The sequence below is a fragment of the Lysinibacillus fusiformis genome (genome assembly GCF_003049525.1).
In the GTDB taxonomy this organism is placed as follows: domain Bacteria; phylum Bacillota; class Bacilli; order Bacillales_A; family Planococcaceae; genus Lysinibacillus; species Lysinibacillus fusiformis.
On sequence record NZ_PYWL01000007.1, the window covers coordinates 158,278 to 178,731 of the forward strand.

The following is a 20,454-nucleotide window of genomic DNA, read 5'->3' on the forward strand; positions in this document are numbered from 1 at the left end:
AAACAAGTGAAAAATTTTATATTATTTATCTGTATAGCCCTGATTTTTATCACTGCTTGTAGTAATAGTAAAGAACCACCGGCTATAGCAAAGGAAGAATTAAAAGATAAAGCAAAGCTCCGTTTATCTATGTGGTTACCTGAATGGCAAAATCAATTAGCCTTAGAAGATGTTCAAAATTCTCAACAAGGATTACAAGATATACGTGTTTTCGGTGCGTATTTTAATGATCAAGATGAATTGTTGCTAACGGATAATGCAGTCGATATGTTGCAACAGACACAGCAGCAATACAATGAATCACATCGTGTAATCCTAACGCTTATTAATGATTATGTGACAGATAATGCTTCATCTGTTCAAAAGGATAGCACACTTTTGCATAGGCTATTACAGGATTCTGCAGCAAGGAAAAAGCATATCCATAATATTTTGCAGGTAGTTGAACAATACCAACCGGATGGCATCGAAATTGATTATGAAAAGATAGCTAAAGAGGACCTATCAAAATATGTTCAATTTTTAAAGGAGCTTTACCGAGAGCTTGCCAAAAGGAATGTTACACTGCATGTCGTGCTAGAGCCTAGCTTTCCATTTGATATGAAGCTACCAAATGGGCCTAGCTATACGGTAATGGCCTATAATGTACATGGTTATCATAGTGGACCAGGTGCGAAGGCTACTTTTACCTTCCTCAATGATTTAATAAAAAAAATCAAGAAATCCAATCAAAAATTAGCCATCGCCTTTGCCACGGGTGGTTTCGATTGGGTAGCTCAAGGGAATACGGTTGCATTAACGGAGCTTGAGGCTGAAAAAGTGTTAGCTGAAACAAACGCAAACAAAAAACGCGATAAAGCAAGTGGAGCTGTTTATTTTACGTATACAGATTCTAGTAATATTAGTCATGAGGTTTGGTATGCCGATCAGGAAACACTTGAAAAATGGGTCAAATATGTCCAAAGGAAGAGCTATCATGATGTAGTGTTGTGGCGTGCAGGTGGATTAGGTGTCAAAACATTACAGTGGATTAATGAGCAAGAAACTGGAGAGCGCTCGTCGCCCTAAAAAAATCACCAATAATGAGAATTTCAACGAAAGCCATCGAGATTATATCAAACATCTCGATGGCTTTTGTCTACAGTTTGAATCCCCCATCAAGGCGATTTTTTTATTGAAATTGGGACAGACGTGAAAAGAAACCTTTGACGAAATTTAGAAAAATGGTTTCTGATGGAGCGATTTCTCGATTGACTGGAGAAATAATGCCAACTGTCCTTGGGATGGAGGGTGATTCGATGGGCACCTTTACAGTAAAGCGAGCAGCAGAATCATAAAGTGAGCTTTCTGGTAACAGACTAACACCTATTCCAGCTGCTACCAAGCCTTTAAGTGCATCCAAATCTTCACCCTCTGAAATAATATTAGGCAAAAATCCTGCAGCACGACAGGCATCCATAGCCACTTTATGCAATATATAGCCATCTGGGAATAACACAAATAGATCATTTCTCAATTCTGCAAGCTGGATACTCTCTCTTTTCGCCAATGGATGATTGGCAGGGAGAAGAGCTGCAATATTTTCTGTAAACAATATAGTCGACTCAATAGACTCATCTTTAGGAGGAAGCGGACCTAAAAAGGCAAGGTTTAACTCTCGATTTTTGACAGCATCAATTAAAAATCGGTAAGAACCTTGTCGTAGATGAAATTGTAAATTCGGATGCTCACGTTTAAAGGCTGAGATAACGGTTGGAAGTACATAGCTAGCCAAGCTTGTTGGAAAGCCAATCTTAATAGAGCCCTTAGCAGGATCAAGATATTCTTCTACTTGTTTGGCAGCAAAATCAATGGCCTTCAATGCTGTAATGGTATGTTCAAGAAATGTCTTCCCAATAGGGGTTAATTTCACATTACGACCTACTCGTTCAAATAACGGAGTACCTAATTCATCTTCAAGATTTGCGATTTGCCGACTAATGGCTGATTGGGCTACGTGAAGATGCTCAGCGGCTTCTGAAATATGCTCGCGTTCAGCAACCTCCACAAAATAGCGTAATTGACGTAACTCCACTAACATTTCACCTCTATTAATCTAAAAATAAGATTGATTATAGCTCAATTATATAGTATTGAAGATAAAAAGTGACTGTAAATACAGAAAAAAGTTTAAGTATTCAGTAATCTCGTACGATAGAATTTTATTGAGTGTAAAAGAGATTACCTTGAAAATATCTTCATTTTAATTGATTCCATTTTAATGAAATAGGTTATAGTATAGTTATGGTTGTTTATGCAAATTTGTCACAAAACCTCTACAATTAACCCTTTTCACGAGGTTTCCACTATGTAGCTAGATGAAATCAATTCTCAATTAGGGATAATTCATTGAAAATGAAGAAAGTCTATTCTCAATATCTATTCCAAATAGTAATAATCTGAAAATGCTTACAAAGCCTTTATTTTTCAAGATTTTATTTGAGGAGAAGGAAAGTAATTGAAATGGTTTGCATAGAGAACGATTTTCAGTTAAGATTAGAATGATGATAATTAAGGAATGGTCGACCCATTCACTGAACACTATGGAGGTATTTTCATGTCAACTTTAGTTATTAAAGATCTTCACGTTGCTATCGACGGGAAAGAGATTTTAAAAGGCGTAAATCTTACAATTAATACAAACGAAATTCACGCAATCATGGGACCAAACGGGACTGGTAAATCAACACTAGCTTCTGCTATTATGGGTCACCCTAAATATGAAGTTACTTCAGGTACTGTTGAGCTTGATGGCGAAGATGTACTTGAGATGGAAGTAGACGAGCGTGCTCAAGCTGGTTTATTCCTAGCTATGCAATATCCTTCTGAAATTGCTGGTGTTACAAATGCTGATTTCTTACGCTCAGCTATCAATGCTCGCCGTGAAGAGGGCGATGAAATTTCATTAATGAAATTTATCCGTGAATTAGATAAAAGCATGGAATTCCTAGAAATGAACGAAGATATGGCACAACGTTATTTAAATGAAGGTTTCTCTGGCGGTGAGAAAAAACGTAATGAAATTCTTCAATTAATGATGATTAAACCAACGATCGCTATTTTAGACGAAATTGACTCTGGTCTTGATATTGATGCACTTAAAGTAGTATCTAAAGGTATCAACGCAATGCGCGGTGAAGGCTTTGGCTGCTTAATGATTACGCACTATCAACGTCTTCTTAACTACATTACACCAGACCATGTACACGTAATGATGCAAGGACGTGTTGTGAAATCAGGTGGTGCAGAGCTTGCACAACGCTTAGAAGCAGAAGGTTATGACTGGATCAAAAAAGAATTAGGTATTGAAGAAGAAACAGAGGAACAAGAAGCATAAGAGGGAGGACGAACTAGCATGACAGTGGAACTTAACTTGCCTGTAACAGTACAGGACGTGCGCTCGTTCTCAGAAGCAAATGGTGAACCAACTTGGTTTACTGAGCTTCGCGCGGCAGCACTAGACAAAGTAACTGGTTTAGATTTGCCAAAACCAGATAGAACTAATATTACGAAATGGGATTTCATGAACTTCCCAGCATTTACAGTTCATAGTGAGGCATATCCATCATTGGATGCTTTACCTGAAGAAGCAAAAGGATTAATTGACCTTGAAGCGCAAGGAAACCTTTATATTCAACGCAATAATACACCAGCTTACATTAAAACATCACAAGAGCTTGCTGATAAGGGTGTTATTTTTACAGATATTTTCACAGCAGTTCGTGAACATGGTGAGCTTGTTCAAAAATACTTTATGACTGAAGCTGTTAAAGTGGATGAGCATAAGTTAACAGCGCTTCATACAGCACTTGTTAACGGTGGCGTATTTGTTTACGTACCAAAAAATGTAGTCATTGAGCAACCACTTCAAGTTGTTTTCTTAAACGATAATGCTGATGCATCATTATACAACCATGTACTAGTAGTGGCAGAAGCAAATTCTGCTGTAACATACGTGGAAACATATATTTCAACGGTTGAAGAAGCAAAAGGCCAAGCAAATATTATTGCGGAAGTAGTTGTCCAAGATAATGCGCAAGTAACATATGGAGCAGTGGATGTGCTTGCAAAAGGCTTTACGACATATGTAAACCGTCGTGGACGCTTAGCGCGTGACGCAAAAGTAGATTGGGCTCTTGGTTTAATGAATGACTCAGATACAATCTCAGAAAATATTACTCATCTAATTGGTGACGGTTCTCATGCAGATACAAAAACAGTAGTTGTTGGTCGTGGAGAACAAAAACTTAACTTCACTACAGAGGTTCGTCACTGGGGTAAAAACTCAAACGGGCATATCTTAAAACATGGTGTCATGAAAGATGCAGCTCAATCTATCTTTAATGGTATTGGCTATATCGAACATGGTGCAACGAAAGCAGATGCACAACAAGAATCACGTGTATTAATGCTTTCTGAAAAAGCTCGTGGGGATGCAAACCCAATTTTATTAATTGATGAAGATGATGTAACAGCAGGACACGCAGCATCTGTTGGTCGAGTAGATCCATTACAGCTTTACTATTTAATGAGCCGTGGTATCTCGAAAGCAGAAGCAGAGCGCCTTGTTATCCATGGATTCCTTGCGCCAGTTGTTACGCAATTACCAATTGAGGGCGTTCAAAAGCAACTGACGGAGGTTATTGAAAGGAAAGTTCGCTAATGATGAAAAAAGACATTAAAAGCTATTTCCCAATTTTAAATCAGGATGTAAATGGTCATAGACTTGCGTATCTTGATAGTGCAGCGACGTCTCAAAAACCTGTTCAAGTAATTGAAGCAATTAAAGCCTATTATGAATTTGATAATTCCAATGTTCACCGTGGTGTGCATACATTAGGAAACCGTGCTACAGATAAATATGAAGGTGCGCGTGAAAAGGTTCGTAAGTTTATTAATGCTCAATCAACACAAGAAATTATTTTTACTCGTGGAACAACGACAGCATTAAATACAGTAGCATCCAGCTATGGACGTGCAAATGTTGCTGAGGGTGATGAAATTGTCATTACTCAAATGGAACATCACTCCAATATTATTCCTTGGCAGCAGTTAGCCAAAGAAAAAAAGGCGACATTAAAATACATTGAGCTAGAAGCTGATGGAACGATTAGTTTAGAAAAAGTACGTGAGACGATTACACCGCAAACAAAAATCGTGTCGGTGTCAATGGCATCAAACGTACTTGGAACTATTAATCCAATTAAAGAAATTGCGCAAATTGCACATGCTAATGGTGCTGTTATGGTGGCTGATGGAGCTCAAGCTGCTCCGCATATGAAAATTGATGTCCAAGATTTGGATGTAGATTTCTTAGGGTTCTCTGGGCATAAAATGTGCGGTCCTACTGGAATAGGTGTACTATATGGTAAAAAGGAACACCTTGAAAAGATGGAGCCAATTGAATTTGGTGGCGAAATGATCGATTTTGTTGGGTTATATGATTCAACGTGGAAGGAATTACCGTGGAAATTTGAAGGTGGAACGCCTATTATTGCAGGTGCAATAGGATTAGGTGCCGCTATTGATTTCTTAACTGAGATTGGGCTAGATAATATTGCAAAGCATGAGCATAAGCTTGTTGGCTACGCAATGGATCAGCTTGAAACCATTGACGGTTTAAAAATTTTCGGCCCACGTGACCCAATGAAACGTTGTGGACTTGTGACATTTAACTTAGATGATGTCCATCCACATGATGTGGCAACAGTGCTTGATATGAATGGTATTGCTATTCGTGCTGGTCATCACTGTGCACAACCACTAATGAAATGTCTTCAGCAAGTAGCGACAGCGCGTGCAAGCTTCTATCTGTACAATACAGAGGAGGATATTGACCGTCTTGTTGCAGGGTTACGTTCTGCGAAGGAGTATTTTGGCGATGTCTTTTAATAATTTAGATCAACTATATCGTTCAGTCATTATGGATCACTATAAAAATCCTCGTAATAAGGGTGCTTTAGAAGGTGAAGCTGTAACGATTGATATGAACAATCCGACATGTGGAGACCGTATTCACTTAACATTAAAAGTGACTGACGGTATTGTAGAGGATGCCAAATTTGATGGTGAAGGCTGTTCAATTTCTATGTCCTCTGCTTCCATGATGACTCAACTGATTAAAGGGAAAAAGGTAGATGAAGCTTTAGAGCTTGCTGATATTTTTTCTAAAATGATGATGGGTGAAGAGTATAGCGATAAATATGACCTAGAGGATGTTGAAGCACTGCAAGGTGTCTCACAATTCCCTGCTCGTATTAAATGTGCAACATTAGCTTGGAAAGCAATGGAAAAAGGTGTGAAATAAATCATACTGCCTTGTCGGCTGGGTGAAAGTGACATACTTTCACTCAAGGCAAGGGTCGAATACCTTGAAAAATACATCTCAATGAACGGAGGATAAACGATGGCTAAAAAAATGCCTGATATCGGCGATTACAAATACGGTTTCCATGACAAGGACGTATCAATTTTCCGTTCAAAACGTGGTTTAACTGAAGAAATCGTCCGTGAAATTTCAAATATGAAACAAGAGCCAGAGTGGATGCTAGAGTACCGCTTAAAAGCACTTGAAACATTTTATGCAAAACCAATGCCACAATGGGGTGGCGATCTTGGTGATTTAGACTTTGATGAAATTACGTACTATGTAAAACCATCAGAAGCTACACAAAAATCATGGGATGAAGTACCTGACGAAATCAAAGCTACTTTTGATAAATTAGGGATTCCGGAAGCAGAACAAAAATATCTTGCGGGTGTATCTGCACAATATGAGTCAGAGGTAGTTTATCACAACATGAAGCAAGACCTTGAAGATCTTGGTATTGTGTTTAAAGATACAGACTCAGCATTACGCGAAAACGAAGATATTTTCAAACAATATTGGGGTAAAGTAATCCCGTACACAGATAATAAATTTGCGGCATTGAACTCAGCTGTATGGTCAGGTGGATCATTTATTTATGTACCACCAGGTGTTAAAGTTGAAACACCTTTACAAGCTTACTTCCGCATTAACTCTGAGAATATGGGACAATTCGAACGTACGCTAATTATTGTGGATGAAGGCGCGCATGTACACTATGTTGAAGGTTGTACAGCCCCTGTTTACACAACAAACTCTTTACACTCAGCTGTTGTAGAAATTGTTGTTCGTAAAGATGCCTACTGCCGTTATACAACGATTCAAAACTGGGCAAACAACGTATACAATCTTGTAACGAAACGTACAGTTGTTGAAGAAAACGGTACAATGGAATGGATTGATGGTAACATTGGTTCTAAATTAACAATGAAATACCCAGCATGTATCCTAAAAGGTGAAGGTGCTCGTGGTATGACATTATCTATTGCATTAGCAGGTAAAGGTCAACATCAACATGCTGGAGCAAAAATGATTCATATGGCACCAAACACATCTTCTACAATCGTTTCTAAATCGATTGCTAAACAAGGTGGTAAGGTTACGTATATGGGACAAGTTCGTTTCGGTCCTAAAGCTAGCGGTGCTCGTGCCAACATTGAATGTGATACGCTGATTATGGATAACCAATCTACTTCTGATACTATTCCATACAACGAAATTCTGAATGATAACGTTTCTTTAGAGCATGAAGCTAAAGTTTCAAAAGTATCTGAAGAACAATTATTCTATTTAATGTCTCGTGGTATCTCTGAAGAAGAAGCGACAGAAATGATCGTAATGGGCTTCATCGAGCCATTCACAAAAGAATTACCAATGGAATACGCAGTAGAAATGAACCGTCTTATCAAGTTTGAGATGGAAGGTTCTATCGGGTAAAATTAAAATAAAAGGGGCAGATTCTAATATCTGCTCCTTTTTTACGTTTTCTATGAGGAAGTAGAGGATGCTTTTATAGCCTTCGATAAAATTCAAGGGGCACCTGAGAGTAATTGCTGAGAAAATGGAGAGAAGCAGCCAAGCCCTCACTTATCCCTTTAGGGAGGGCAATGTTCAAAGCTTTATTCAATCATCAGATTAGGAACTTATTAAGCCCTGTATTATAACGGGTTTTACCGGATAAAGTATTAATTAACCCTTGTCACAACTATGTTTGTGGCAAGGGTTTTTGTTTTGTATGAAAAATAATTTTCTTAATATATTGAAATAATAGTGGATTTTTATAAGGAGACATACTAAAATGATAATGAGAATCAATATCAATTGAGAAAGGAAGTTTGAGTACATGAGAAACAAGTTTCTATTTATTAGTATGATAGCGGTATTTATGCTGATCCTCGCTGCATGCGGAGAGAAGAAAACAACGGAGGAGGATACGTCCACAGATTCGACGAAAGAGGAAGTGGCACAAACACAAGATGATTCTAGCAATGAAAATGGGACAAGAACCATTGATTATCTTGGAGAAAGCTATGAAGTGCCAGATAAGGTCGAAAGAATTGTTGTTACGGGTGCGATGGAGGCCATGGAAGATATGGTTGTACTTGATGTTCATCCAGTAGGAGCGATTGCGGTCGGTGGTAAATTCCCTGAGTTGTACGCTGCTGTTACAGATAAGGCAGAGTCGATTGGGGAGAAGATTAAGCCAAACTTTGAAAAAATATTAGAATTAGATCCAGATGTGATTTTAGGCTCAACGAAATTTCCAGAGGAAGTACAAAGTAAATTAGAGAAAATTGCTCCAACCATTTTAGTTTCGCATATCTCTACGAATTGGGAATCTAATTTAAACTTATTAGCTGAATTAACAGGCAAGCAAGCAGAGGCAGAAAAAATATTATCTACATATAAGGCGGATATTGAAGCGGCAAAATCTAGCTTAACAGAAAAGCTAGAAGGCAAAAAAGTAGCAGCCATTCGAATTCGTGGGGGACAAGCTTATGTCTATCCAAAAGAGGTATTTTTAAACCCTGTTTTATATGGTGAGCTTGGTTTAGAAGTTCCTGCTGAAATCGCTAAGGCGAAATCACAAGAAGCGATTTCTGTTGAGCAACTAGCGGATATGAATCCAGATTATTTATTTGTACAGTTTTCAACGGATGAAAATGCGGATGCTCCAAATGCGTTAGAAGATTTTAAAAAGAATCCCATTATCCAAAATATCAATGCCTTTAAAAATGAGCAAGTATTTGTTAATGTTGTGAACCCACTAATGGAAGGTGGCCCAGCGTTTAGTCGTATTACTTTTTTAGAAGCAATCCAACAAAATCTTGATAAATAACTTGTTTGGCATGAGTTCAATTTGTATAAGGACTCATGCTTTTTCTTTGTAAAAAGCTAGATTTTTTACATGATGTTTAATTGTAGGAGAAGACTGTATGCTATGATTATGTTGTAGATAGAGGAGGATGTCACATGATTGTAGTTGGATTAACTGGATGGGGCGATCACCCTTCACTTTATAGTGGAGTGACTACTTCAAAGGATAAATTATTTGATTATACAGGTCATTTTTTAGCAGTGGAAGTAGATACTTCCTTTTATGCCATACCATCCAAAGAGAATGTTCGTAAATGGTGTGAGAATACACCGGAGAATTTTCGTTTTATAGTGAAGGCCTATCAGGGCATGACGGGGCATTTGCGGGGAGAAATCCCTTTTGAATCCAAAAATGATATGTTCAATGCTTTTATTGAATGTGCCCATGAATTTAAACGTTTGGGGAAACTAGGAATGGTTTTAGCTCAGTTTCCACCGTGGTTTGATTGTCAGTCGAAAAATGTTCAATACTTATTGTATATTCGTCAACAACTAAAGGATTTCGAAGTGGCTATCGAATTTCGCAATCAAACATGGTATGCAGATAATGTAGTACAACAAACAATGGACTTTTTACGAGAGCATCAATTGATTCATACGATTTGTGATGAGCCACAGGCTGGTGTAGGATCTGTGCCCTTCCATCCTGTAGTGACTGCAGATAAGGCACTGGTACGTATCCATGGGCGAAATATACATGGTTGGCGCAACACGGGGAATGCAGAAAATTGGCGCAAAGTGCGCTTTTTATATGACTATAATAAAGAAGAATTGCAGCAGCTTGGACAGCAAATCACGAAGCTTGAGTCCGAGGTGCAGGAACTATTTATATTATTTAATAACAATTCAGGTAATCATGCAGCGAAAAACGCAAAGGAATTACAGGGTGTTTTGAATATTAAAGATGTTGGGTTAGCGCCTAAACAATTAAACATGTTTGAAGGGGAATTATAATGGCGTTTATTTTATTAATAATTATTGCACTATTTTCCGGTCTCCTTGGCTCATTAGTTGGGCTAGGCGGTGGCGTGGTATTAGTGCCAGCAACTTTATATATCGGTTTAAACCTTGGAATGATTCCAGATATAACACCACAAAAAGTAGTTGGTTTATCTGTTGTCATGATGATATTTACAGGACTTGCCTCCACATTAAGCTATATGAAATCAAAAACGGTGGATTATAAAACTGGCTATATATTTTTTATCGGCAGTATTCCAGGCTCTATTTTGGGCGCTTGGGTTAATAAAGGTTTAGATTTACCATCCTTCAATTTATACTTTGGTATTTTGCTTATTATTTTATCGATTATTTTACTTGTACGCGACAAATTGAAGCCTGTAAAATGGTTTGTGAAAAATGGTCTGCAACAAGAATTTACGGATGCCGAAGGGAAAACCTTTGTCTACGGATATCCGATTTGGTTTGCGATTTTATTTACGTTCGGGGTGGGCTTTGCCTCGGGGCTATTTGGTATAGGTGGAGGCTCAATGATTGTGCCGGCTATGATTATTTTGTTCTTATTTCCCCCACATGTAGCAGTAGCAACTTCGATGTTTTTAGTGTTTTTAACGTCTCTTGTTAATACGGCCAGCCATGTATATTTGGGGCATGTTCCATGGCTTTATACAATTCCTGTCATACCAGGAGCCTTTATTGGTGCGAAGCTTGGTGCGGCGTTAAATAAAAAAATTAAATCAGATACGCTTGTACTGGTTCTTCGAATTATTTTATTATTATTAGGAATTCGTTCCATCGTTGAAGGGATATTGGCTTAATCGGCTAGACTAGCTAATGAAAATGAGGTGGCTTTAATGCTTGAAAAAATCCATATTTTTCACACAAATGATTTGCATAGTCATTTTAAGTATTGGCCACGAATGCAAAGCTATGTGAAAGAGGAGCGCAACAATCTAGCGAGAATAGGGGAAACGAGTTATTTGTTTGATGTGGGAGATCATTTAGATCGCTCTAATATTTATACTGAAGCGACAATCGGTAAGGGGAATGTACAATTACTGAACGAGGCAGAATATGATGTAGTGACAATTGGGAACAATGAGGGCATTACATTGTCTCATAATGAGCTTTTTCATTTATATGATGATGCAAATTTTGATGTCGTCGTAGGTAATATTGATGCGGTTAATGGGAGAAATCCAGCCTGGCTGAAGCCCTATGTGGTGCTTACAACAGAGAAGGGAACGAAGCTAGGGATAATTGCAGCCACGGCTATGTTTGACGTGTATTATGAGGCGTTAAATTGGCAGTTGGTTGAAGCGCGTAGCACACTTCTTCGTTTAGCCCATCAACTACGTAAAGAGGTCGATATTGTTTTATGCCTCTCACATTTAGGGATAACCGAAGACGAGCTATTAGCGGAGGAATGTCCAGAAATTGATGTCATATTCGGTTCTCATACACATCATGTCTTGCCAGAAGGGAAACTTGTCAATGGTGTTTTATTGACAGGTGGCGGGAAATTTGGACAATATACAGGACATCTTGTTATCGAATATGATAAAAAAATGAGGAAAATTGTTGAAAAAAAGGATACTTTAATTCATAATAAGGACTTGCCAAATATCCAAAACGAACAGCAAATTGTACAATCCCTAGAGGATGAAGGAATTAGAATACTGGATACACCAGTATTTACGACCGAAAAATCTTATAATAAGGAATGGTTCCACTACTCACAGTTATCTGATTTATTTGCACATGCTATTTTAGAAAAAAGTGGTGCTGACTGTGCCTTGTTTAATGCAGGAATTTTTTTAGATGGCCTCCCAAAAGGAAATGTGACTGCATTAGATGTGCATCGGATTTTTCCACATCCTATTAATTTATGTACAATTGAATTATCCGTTACGGAAATAAAGGAAATTTATATGCAATCCAAAAATGAAGAATGGCCCTATATTGAATTAAAAGGATTAGGGTTTAGAGGTGTAATTTTTGGAAAAATGTTGACATATGGTTTTTCCATGAACGACAATCGTCAGTTATTAATTAATGGAAAGCTGGCAGATAATAATCACATTTATAAACTTGTAACTTTAGATTTGTTTACTTTTGGATATTTTTATCCAAGTTTCAAATATGCAAAGAAGCAATATATATTACCAGAATTTTTACGGAACATTATGATAGATTATGGTCAAAGTTTCTTTAAGTAATAGCGTTAGCTTAAAGAATAGATTGGGGAAGAAATCATGCGATTAATTTCAATCGATGTATTAAAAGAAGGAATGGTATTAGGCAGAACCATTTGGAATGAGGCGGGGCATCCGCTTTTAAAGAAGGATGTCATCATTAATGACCGCATTATTCAGAGACTTCAACAGTTAAATACACATTACCTATACATTGACGATGATATTTCGGAGGGCATTGAAGTAGAAGAAACTGTGCCACCTGCGATGCGAAATAAAGTCATTACAACAATTAAAGATTCATTTCAATCAATCGATGGTTTAAATTCAGTAAATGCCTCTTATATATTAGATCAACAATCAAAGACAATTGTCTCGATTGTAGATGAACTACTTTCTGCTGTTACTGGAAATGATGAAATATTAACGATATTAACAGATGCTTATTTATTTGATGAGTATTTATATCAACACTCCTTCCAAGTGACACTTTACTCGATAGCCATCGCCAAAGAGCTCGGCTACTCTGCTGAGGATTTACGGTTAGTAGGGATTGGTGCATTACTACATGATGTAGGTAAACTAATGGTACCAAAAGATATCCTAACAAAACCAGGTCGTCTAACTAATGAAGAATTTGAAGCGATGAAAATGCACGCCCGCTATGGCTTTGATTTATTACGCAATTTACATTCTATTTCATTGCTAGTGGCCCATTGCGCTTTTCAACATCATGAGCGTATTGATGGAAGTGGTTACCCACGAGGATTAGTTGATTTTGAAATTCACCCATTTGCCAAAATTATTGGCGTAGCCGATGTCTTTGACGCGGTTACAACGAATCGAGTATATCGTGAAAAAATGCTTCCTTCACAAGGACTAGCTATTGTAGAGGCAGGCTCCGGTACGCTATATGATGCTCGCATCGTAAAAGCGCTTAAAAGGGCTGTCGTTCATTATCCAAATGGCGTTATCTTAAAATTATCAGATGGTCGACGTGGCATTGTATCTAGACAAAACCCATTGGATGCAGCATTACCATGGATTCGTATTTTTGAGGAGCAAAATCAACTGCTCGCAGCTACATATGAAATTAATTTAGTGGACTATCCAAATGTTTTAATTGAAAATGTTGAGACGGATTATATGGTTCCTGCAAAGGTAGAATAAAATACTCCTCCTGTTCATACGTTATGGAACAGGAGGAGATTTTTTTGTTTTTCCCTCGAAAAAGGATGAAATTGCGCTCTTATAATAAACGGGGAATACGTCTTAATCGATTAACCATTTTAATTGTTAGTATGGTTGTTTGTCTTATATTATTTATTTATTATTTAAATGAACGGCTCATGCCCACCTATTTGCAATATGCAGAGGTACAAACTACAAAAATTGCATCATATGTAGTAAGTAAAGCCATTAACTCAAGAACCTCCAATGTATTAGATGTAAATGATATCATTGAAGATATTCCTCCAGGTAGTTCTGATATGATGACGACAAAGTTTAATACGGAAATTATTAATCGTGTACGAGCGGAGACATTAGAGCTTGTAAAAATGTATTTAGAGCAGGCAGAACAAGGAGAGCTATCACATTTGCCTGAATTAGATAATGTTGAATATGATATTAACAGAATTCAGGATGGCGATGGCATTGTCTTTTTTGTACCGCTCGGGCAAGCCGCGAATATTCCTTTGCTCGGAAATTTAGGACCAAAAATCCCTATACGATTCCATGTGATCGGAAATGTCCATAGTAATGTCACCTCATCCATTCAAGAATTTGGGATTAATAGTGCGTATGTAGAAGTGGGCATTCATTTAGAGGTAAATGTCCAAATTATTGTTCCGTTTGCAAGTAAATCCTCAACCGTTGCACAGGATATTCCTGTAGCTATGGGGTTAACTAGAGGTCCAGTCCCGAACATCTATACCAATAGTAGTGATGCGCCTCAACCATCCATTGAAATACCTGTGCCATTTAAATAGAAATGTTTACTGTGATAGTTGTTGGAGTTCATTTATTATGTTACATTGACAACAGTGAAGATAGTTAATATAAAAAATGCATATTTTTGATAGGGGCGATATCCGTATGACATCTTGTAAACCTACAAGTAAAGAAGAACATTTAAGAAAACCAGACTGGCTAAAAATAAAACTAAACACTAATGATGAATATAAAGGTCTTAAGAAGCTAATGCGTGAGAAAAATCTTCATACGGTTTGTGAAGAGGCTCGCTGTCCAAATATTCATGAATGCTGGGGAGAAAGACGTACAGCTACAATGATGATTCTTGGTTCGGTTTGTACACGTGCTTGTCGATTTTGTGCAGTAAAAACAGGGTTACCCAATGAATTAGACTTGGCAGAGCCAGAACGTGTTGCAGATTCAGTAGCAATTATGAACCTAAAGCACGTTGTCATTACTATGGTAGCGCGTGACGATTTAAAAGATGGCGGAGCGGAAGTATTAGCAGAAACAGTCCGTGCTATTCGCCGTAAAAGTCCTTTCACATCTGTTGAAGTATTACCATCCGATTTAGGTGGTATGAAGGAAAATCTTCAAATGTTAATGGATGCGAAGCCAGATATTCTAAATCATAATATTGAAACCGTGCGTCGTTTAACACCAAGAGTACGTGCTCGTGCAAAATACGAGCGATCTTTGGAGTTCCTTCGTCTAGCTAAAGAAATGCAACCAGATATTCCGACGAAATCATCTTTAATGATTGGTTTAGGAGAAACTCATGAAGAAATTTTAGAGGTAATGGATGATTTACGAGCAAATAATGTGGATATCATGACGATTGGTCAATATTTACAGCCTACGAAAAAGCATTTAGCAGTTAAAAAATATTATTCACCAATAGAGTTTGGGAAACTGCGAAAAATTGCTATGGAAAAAGGCTTTAAACATTGTGAAGCTGGCCCACTTGTACGTAGTAGTTACCATGCTGACGAACAAGTAAATGCTGCAACAAAAGAACGTCAGTTACAAGCAGAGCTTTAAGCGTCAAGGATGAACAAGAGGGTGGTGTCACTTTGATCATAGTTGAAGGATTGGAATATGAACTATTAAAAGATTTTCGTGAAGCCTTTCAGGAAGAAGTTTTTCAGGAAAGGTATTCCGATATATTGGCTAGATATGATTATATAGTAGGTGATTGGGGCTATAACCAATTACGTTTAAAGGGCTTTTTTGATGATAAAAATCAAAAGTCGACTTTTGATACGAAAATAAGTACGCTTCAAGATTATTTATACGAGTATTGCAATTTTGGCTGCGCTTATTTTGTTTTACGTAAAACAGGAAAAGTTATGAAACCGCCAGAGGTGTTGGATGCGAATGAAGTAACAGCGCAACCAAACGACCAAGAACCATTGGCAGAATAAAGGGAAGAAACTTGATGCGATATGCATCAAGTTTTTTTCTTTTTTTTATTAGCTTTTGTATGATTGGGGAATAATAAAGCTCAAAACAGCTAATTAAAGGTGAGATACAAATGAAAAGAGCCGTCTTTTTAGACCGTGATGGTGTAATCAATGAAGTATTAACAACACGCGTTAAATTTGTTAATAAGCCTAGAGATTTATACTTTTTACCACAAGTTTCAGAAGCCATTCGCAAATTAAATAAACACTTTGACTATATTTTTGTTGTGACAAATCAAGGGGGTGTTGGTTTAGGCTTTATGAGTGAAAGAGGCTTGCAAAAAATACATGAGCATATGGTCAAGGTGCTAAAGAAAAACGGTGCCATTATTCATGAAGTAGTTTATTGTCCACATAAGCCTAAGTCAGGCTGTGCCTGTAGAAAACCTAATAGTAAACTAATTATTGATTTAGGAAAAAAATATAATATTGATTTATCGAAATCCTATATGGTGGGTGATACGGATACAGATATTATAGCGGGAAAACAAGCAGGTACAAAGGGCGTGTTTTTAGGCGAGGATGACCCGTTAGCAGATGCAATTTTTCCTGATTTGATGAGCGCTGCTCGGTGGATAATAAAGGATGCAACAGCTTGAGAAAAGAAGCTACAAGAAGTATAAAACGTTGAAAAAAGGATAATTTATGAGTGGAGGTGATGATGTTGACGAAGGATAAGCGCAATAAAAAGCCCCTAGATCGTGAAGAATATGGATATGGTTTTGATATTAGTGTAGATGATTTAGGCGTGATTGGTCAAAATAACGAAGCGAAAAAGCAAAATAATAATGAAAATAAAGACAAGCCACATAATAAAGATAATCCATCCACGCTCAATAAATAATCGATCTTAAAAGATTTCGCAAAAGCCAACTGGTGAGCGGAATTTTTTTATCTTGATTGATTCACAAAAAATGCTCGTGCAATATAATAATGTCCTACAAAAAAACACCCTGTAAAAAGGGTGTTAGTTCAATAGCTCACGTAAATATTCTCGAAGTTCCTCGGTTTCGTCCTCTGTACGATTGTATACATGTTCTAAGTAGCCAGGCTCTTCTACATCATCAGGGCCAATAATCGCAAATCGACCAAATTGTATATCCATGACAAGCACTTTCCCAAAGAAGCGGCCAGATTGTAATATCGCTAAATCATAGCGCAGTTTTTTTCCTGCAAAGCTAACAAAGCGAGTTTTTGTATCTTCTACATCATCATATAAAAAAAAACGTTCCATCTTTTAATCTCCTTCCAGTCCTATAGTTATGGTACTATAGAAGAGAAAAGACTATCAACTTTTAAAGATTTGAATGGGGGCTTTCCTTGTGTATTTTGTAGATCGTAATAAAATCACAAAAAATTTACAGTACTTAGATGGGCTATTAGCCATTTTGGAGACAGAGAATAACTGGTCTCAAAATGATATAAAGAAATTAGCTATCGAGCGAATTGGTCACAACATTATGGAGTCAATGATGGATGTAGGAAATTTAATGATTGACGGTTTCATAATGCGCGACCCAGGAAGCTACGAGGATATTATTGATATATTAGTCGATGAAAAAGTCGTAGTTGCTGAAATGGAGGCACCATATAAAGCAGTTGTTGGCTTGCGTAAAATGCTAGTACGCGAGTTTATAGAGGTAGATATCGATGAAGTTGTCCACGTACTTACAGCCAATTTATCGGCATTAAAGCAATTTTCGCCTGCAGTCCATAGTTATTTAACAAATGAGCTAGGTCCAGTTTCTGCCTTTTTACCAGAGGATCATCAATGAGAGATTATAAGGCCTATTGCTTTGATTTAGACGGCACTGTTTATCGTGGAAAGGAAGGGATTTCTTCTGCTGTTGCTTTTATTCATCGCTTACAACAAGCAGGGATCGAGCCATTTTATGTCACAAATAACTCTTCTAAAACACGTGAACAACTGCAAGATGCTTTAATGTCTATAGGGATTAGTGCACCATTAGAACATATTTATTCAAGTGCGTCCGTCACAGCGAAGTATGTGGCACTCCATTATACAGGTAAAAAAGTAGCTATGATGGGGTCTGATGGTATTCGTCAGGCATTACTTGATGAAAATATTGTGCCTGTTGAAGATGAAGCAGATGTATTTGTCATGGGAATTGATCGAACACTTGATTATATGGCACTTGCTAGAGCGACAATATTTGTTCAAAAAGGAGCAGTCTTTATTGCCACAAATCAGGACATTAAGTTCCCGACAGAATATGGTTTCTTACCAGGAAATGGTTCTTTTGCTCGTTTAGTAGGAGAGGTTGCGGGCGTTGATCCTATTTATATAGGGAAGCCATCACCTGCTATCCTAGAAGTAATTGCGACAGAACATCATTTTTCTAAAGAAGACATGGTTATGATTGGTGATAATTATGATACGGACATCATGTGCGGAATTAATTTTGGCTGTGATACAATCCATGTGAATACGGGCGTTACACCCACAAAGGTTGTACAAGAGAAAGAACTTCAACCTACATATATAGTGGATGCGTTACAATAAATAAAAGGATGTTATGCAGATTTTTTAGCATAACATCCATTTTTTTTGTTCAAATTTATTCATATAGGCGTTTTAGCAAACTACCATAAAGGGTTTTCTTCAATAAACTGATAAATGGCTTTCGTTAACGCTTCTGGAGAATCAGCTTCTACTAATTCACCATTGACAATAGCATAAAAAGATTCTGAGCACTTTGTACAATAACTGAGGCAGCCATATTCCAAAACGTCGATATTCGGATCGCGTTCGAGTACTTCATAAGTTGCTTGAGAGCCATTTGCTAAATTACTAATACAAAATTCAACCATTGGATTCATCCATGTCACCTCACCAAAGTAATGCTACTCGGTTTTACGAATTTCGTCAATTATTTAAATTGAAGGTAAAGAAGTGTTTTTATATAAAACTTTAAGGGAAAACCGTTATTAATTGCTTAAAAATCTATGGAAATGAACATCTTTTCATTTATTTTGTGAAATCCTTCACAAATTTTCATTCTGATATTGTGAAACTTCTCACAATCGGTTATACTCGTTTGTGGATACTTTGTGAACAATTATTAAAAGAGATATTAAAGGAGAATATTATGGGTAAATTAGTACTTTTAGGTGGCGGCTATGGCAATATGCGTGTCATGCTTCGTCTATTAAATAGTCTGCCATTAGACAGAGAGGTAGTCATAATAGATAGAGCCCCTTTCCATAGTTTAAAAACTGAGTTTTATGCGTTAGCCGCTGGAACTGCTACAGATAAAGAAATTCGTGTAAGCTTCCCTGAGCATGAACGTTTAACGCCTGTATATGGAGAAATCACTGAAATTAATCGTGCGGAAAAAGTTGTCATTTTAGAAGATGGACAACGTATTGAATATGATGATTTAGTCGTTGGTCTTGGTTGCGAAGATAAATATCATGGTGTACCAGGTGCAGAGGAGTACACTTATAGCATTCAAACGATGGGACAATCACGTGCTACACTTCAAGCGCTATGTGGTTTACCAGCTGGGTCTACAGTCGGAATTGTAGGAGCTGGCTTAAGTGGTATCGAACTTGCAAGTGAGCTACGTGAAAGTCGATCTGATTTAAAAATTAAGCTATTTGACCGAGGTCCACGTATTCTAAAGGATTTCCCTGAGAAACTAAGTAAATATGTAAATGATTGGTTCGTGAAGCATAACGTTGATGTTATTGCCAATTCCAATATTACTAAAGTGGAGCCAGGTAAAATTTTCAATCATGAAGATGAAATTTTACTCGACAAGGTCGTATGGACAGCTGGCGTACAGCCTGTCAAAATCGTACGTGATATGGATGTGGAGAAGGATAAACAGGGTCGTCCACTAGTAACACAGTACTTTAATGTACTTGACGATGAACATGTATATATTGTTGGAGATTGTGCTTCCTCAGATTTACCTCCAACAGCACAGTTAGCAGAGGAACAAGCAGAGCTAATTGTTAAAGTACTTCGTATGCGCTGGAAGGGCGAACATTTACCTGAAAAAATGCCAGATATTAAATTAAAAGGTTTCATGGGTGCCCTTGGTAAAAAACAAGGCTTTGTCTATTTGGCAGATACAACAGTTACAGGTCGTATCGCTCGATTAATGAAATCCGGATTATTATGGTATTACAAACGTCAAAATGATTAGTTAGTAAAAGGGATTGTTTCTATTTGAAACAATCCCTTGGCTTTAATTAAACTGTTATGTCTGGAACAAATCCTAAACCTTCAAGTGCAGTGAAAACCGGTTTCAACTGTACATAGCCTTCACCAACGACTTCATTATTAATGAGGACAAGAGGGTAGAAAAATTCATCTTCCTGAATACGTGTCGCATAGTCTTGATCACGTTCATTCTCAATTGGACCTTCGATATCGATATAACGAATATCATATGGTTGATCTGGATATTTTCGATCGATAGCTGCTTGTAACCACTCATATGTATCTTTGGAAGATGGAGCATTGACACAGCTAGCGCAAATTACAGCTGTTCCATAAATTTCAATCATAGGTTTAGTTGGTTGCATCGTATTTTCTCTCCTTGTGATT

Annotated in this window: 23 protein-coding genes; 19 read left to right on the plus strand and 4 right to left on the minus strand. The window is 37.4% G+C overall.

The window, feature by feature from the left end; all coding sequences use genetic code 11:
* The first annotated feature begins 6 nt into the window (after nucleotides 1-6).
* Nucleotides 7-1,068 (plus strand): glycosyl hydrolase family 18 protein, encoded by a 1,062-nt coding sequence (locus tag C9J29_RS16380; RefSeq protein WP_089986186.1) that lies wholly within the window; start codon nucleotides 7-9, stop codon nucleotides 1,066-1,068.
* Nucleotides 1,069-1,171: 103 nt separating this feature from the next.
* Here the strand turns inward: C9J29_RS16380 and C9J29_RS16385 are convergent, their stop codons facing one another.
* Nucleotides 1,172-2,074 carry a glutamate biosynthesis transcriptional regulator GltC gene (locus C9J29_RS16385; RefSeq protein WP_090003326.1) on the minus strand — a complete coding sequence of 301 codons (903 nt, stop codon included), beginning with the start codon at nucleotides 2,072-2,074 and terminating at the stop codon, nucleotides 1,172-1,174.
* A gap of 522 nt (nucleotides 2,075-2,596) precedes the next feature.
* Here C9J29_RS16385 and sufC point away from each other — a divergent pair.
* The 15 genes from sufC (at nucleotide 2,597) to C9J29_RS16460 (ending at nucleotide 16,719) form a co-directional block, all read left to right on the plus strand.
* The gene (sufC, locus tag C9J29_RS16390; protein WP_043990434.1) at nucleotides 2,597-3,376 is read left to right on the plus strand and encodes a Fe-S cluster assembly ATPase SufC; all 780 of its coding nucleotides are present in this window, start codon (nucleotides 2,597-2,599) and stop codon (nucleotides 3,374-3,376) included.
* A gap of 18 nt (nucleotides 3,377-3,394) precedes the next feature.
* A complete protein-coding gene (sufD, locus tag C9J29_RS16395) occupies nucleotides 3,395-4,702 on the plus strand; it encodes a Fe-S cluster assembly protein SufD (RefSeq protein ID WP_107922463.1) in 1,308 nt (435 codons plus the stop codon).
* Nucleotides 4,702-5,931 carry a cysteine desulfurase gene (locus tag C9J29_RS16400; RefSeq protein ID WP_107922464.1) on the plus strand — a complete coding sequence of 410 codons (1,230 nt, stop codon included), beginning with the start codon at nucleotides 4,702-4,704 and terminating at the stop codon, nucleotides 5,929-5,931. The genes sufD and C9J29_RS16400 overlap by 1 nt, the downstream gene beginning before the upstream one ends.
* Nucleotides 5,921-6,346 carry a Fe-S cluster assembly sulfur transfer protein SufU gene (gene sufU, locus C9J29_RS16405; protein ID WP_008178033.1) on the plus strand — a complete coding sequence of 142 codons (426 nt, stop codon included), beginning with the start codon at nucleotides 5,921-5,923 and terminating at the stop codon, nucleotides 6,344-6,346. Before C9J29_RS16400 ends, sufU begins: the two co-directional genes overlap by 11 nt.
* Before the next feature lie 99 nt (nucleotides 6,347-6,445).
* Nucleotides 6,446-7,843, plus strand: a complete 1,398-nt coding sequence (sufB, locus tag C9J29_RS16410; RefSeq protein ID WP_008178036.1) for a Fe-S cluster assembly protein SufB — start codon at nucleotides 6,446-6,448, stop codon at nucleotides 7,841-7,843.
* A 406-nt stretch (nucleotides 7,844-8,249) separates the two neighbouring features.
* Nucleotides 8,250-9,245, plus strand: a complete 996-nt coding sequence (locus C9J29_RS16415; protein WP_043990435.1) for an ABC transporter substrate-binding protein — start codon at nucleotides 8,250-8,252, stop codon at nucleotides 9,243-9,245.
* A 134-nt stretch (nucleotides 9,246-9,379) separates the two neighbouring features.
* Complete coding sequence (locus tag C9J29_RS16420; RefSeq protein WP_090003324.1) at nucleotides 9,380-10,237, plus strand: DUF72 domain-containing protein; 858 nt, start codon at nucleotides 9,380-9,382, stop codon at nucleotides 10,235-10,237.
* On the plus strand, nucleotides 10,237-11,061 hold the full coding sequence (locus tag C9J29_RS16425; protein ID WP_025116650.1) for a sulfite exporter TauE/SafE family protein: 825 nt from the start codon (nucleotides 10,237-10,239) through the stop codon (nucleotides 11,059-11,061). The genes C9J29_RS16420 and C9J29_RS16425 overlap by 1 nt, the downstream gene beginning before the upstream one ends.
* A 36-nt stretch (nucleotides 11,062-11,097) precedes the next feature.
* Nucleotides 11,098-12,462, plus strand: coding sequence for a bifunctional metallophosphatase/5'-nucleotidase (locus C9J29_RS16430; protein WP_107922465.1), 1,365 nt, complete (start codon nucleotides 11,098-11,100; stop codon nucleotides 12,460-12,462).
* Nucleotides 12,463-12,498: 36 nt separating this feature from the next.
* Nucleotides 12,499-13,608 carry an HD-GYP domain-containing protein gene (locus C9J29_RS16435; RefSeq protein ID WP_008178047.1) on the plus strand — a complete coding sequence of 370 codons (1,110 nt, stop codon included), beginning with the start codon at nucleotides 12,499-12,501 and terminating at the stop codon, nucleotides 13,606-13,608.
* A gap of 23 nt (nucleotides 13,609-13,631) precedes the next feature.
* Nucleotides 13,632-14,429, plus strand: coding sequence for a sporulation protein YunB (gene yunB, locus C9J29_RS16440; RefSeq protein WP_008178049.1), 798 nt, complete (start codon nucleotides 13,632-13,634; stop codon nucleotides 14,427-14,429).
* A 106-nt stretch (nucleotides 14,430-14,535) separates the two neighbouring features.
* Nucleotides 14,536-15,453 (plus strand): lipoyl synthase, encoded by a 918-nt coding sequence (lipA, locus tag C9J29_RS16445; RefSeq protein ID WP_043990437.1) that lies wholly within the window; start codon nucleotides 14,536-14,538, stop codon nucleotides 15,451-15,453.
* 32 nt (nucleotides 15,454-15,485) lie between these two features.
* The gene (locus tag C9J29_RS16450; RefSeq protein ID WP_008178052.1) at nucleotides 15,486-15,836 is read left to right on the plus strand and encodes a YutD family protein; all 351 of its coding nucleotides are present in this window, start codon (nucleotides 15,486-15,488) and stop codon (nucleotides 15,834-15,836) included.
* 110 nt (nucleotides 15,837-15,946) lie between these two features.
* The gene (locus C9J29_RS16455) at nucleotides 15,947-16,474 is read left to right on the plus strand and encodes a D-glycero-alpha-D-manno-heptose-1,7-bisphosphate 7-phosphatase (RefSeq protein ID WP_107922466.1); all 528 of its coding nucleotides are present in this window, start codon (nucleotides 15,947-15,949) and stop codon (nucleotides 16,472-16,474) included.
* Nucleotides 16,475-16,536: 62 nt separating this feature from the next.
* The gene (locus C9J29_RS16460; RefSeq protein ID WP_174804721.1) at nucleotides 16,537-16,719 is read left to right on the plus strand and encodes a hypothetical protein; all 183 of its coding nucleotides are present in this window, start codon (nucleotides 16,537-16,539) and stop codon (nucleotides 16,717-16,719) included.
* A gap of 123 nt (nucleotides 16,720-16,842) precedes the next feature.
* On the opposite strand, the gene C9J29_RS16465 is transcribed toward C9J29_RS16460, so the two are convergent.
* Nucleotides 16,843-17,109, minus strand: a complete 267-nt coding sequence (locus C9J29_RS16465) for a DUF3055 domain-containing protein (protein WP_008178058.1) — start codon at nucleotides 17,107-17,109, stop codon at nucleotides 16,843-16,845.
* 88 nt (nucleotides 17,110-17,197) lie between these two features.
* On the opposite strand from C9J29_RS16465, the gene C9J29_RS16470 reads away from it, so the two are divergent.
* Nucleotides 17,198-17,650 carry a DUF86 domain-containing protein gene (locus tag C9J29_RS16470; RefSeq protein WP_036119960.1) on the plus strand — a complete coding sequence of 151 codons (453 nt, stop codon included), beginning with the start codon at nucleotides 17,198-17,200 and terminating at the stop codon, nucleotides 17,648-17,650.
* Entirely contained in the window at nucleotides 17,647-18,399 is a 753-nt protein-coding gene (locus tag C9J29_RS16475) for a TIGR01457 family HAD-type hydrolase (RefSeq protein ID WP_008178063.1), read from the plus strand. The genes C9J29_RS16470 and C9J29_RS16475 overlap by 4 nt, the downstream gene beginning before the upstream one ends.
* A gap of 80 nt (nucleotides 18,400-18,479) precedes the next feature.
* On the opposite strand, the gene C9J29_RS16480 is transcribed toward C9J29_RS16475, so the two are convergent.
* Nucleotides 18,480-18,716 carry a YuzB family protein gene (locus tag C9J29_RS16480; RefSeq protein WP_008178065.1) on the minus strand — a complete coding sequence of 79 codons (237 nt, stop codon included), beginning with the start codon at nucleotides 18,714-18,716 and terminating at the stop codon, nucleotides 18,480-18,482.
* Nucleotides 18,717-18,985: 269 nt separating this feature from the next.
* Here C9J29_RS16480 and C9J29_RS16485 point away from each other — a divergent pair, with 269 nt between their 5' ends.
* Nucleotides 18,986-20,050, plus strand: a complete 1,065-nt coding sequence (locus tag C9J29_RS16485) for an NAD(P)/FAD-dependent oxidoreductase (protein ID WP_008178067.1) — start codon at nucleotides 18,986-18,988, stop codon at nucleotides 20,048-20,050.
* Nucleotides 20,051-20,096: 46 nt separating this feature from the next.
* Here C9J29_RS16485 and C9J29_RS16490 read toward each other — a convergent pair whose 3' ends face one another.
* Nucleotides 20,097-20,432 carry a YuzD family protein gene (locus C9J29_RS16490; protein WP_008178069.1) on the minus strand — a complete coding sequence of 112 codons (336 nt, stop codon included), beginning with the start codon at nucleotides 20,430-20,432 and terminating at the stop codon, nucleotides 20,097-20,099.
* Nucleotides 20,433-20,454 lie beyond the last annotated feature (22 nt).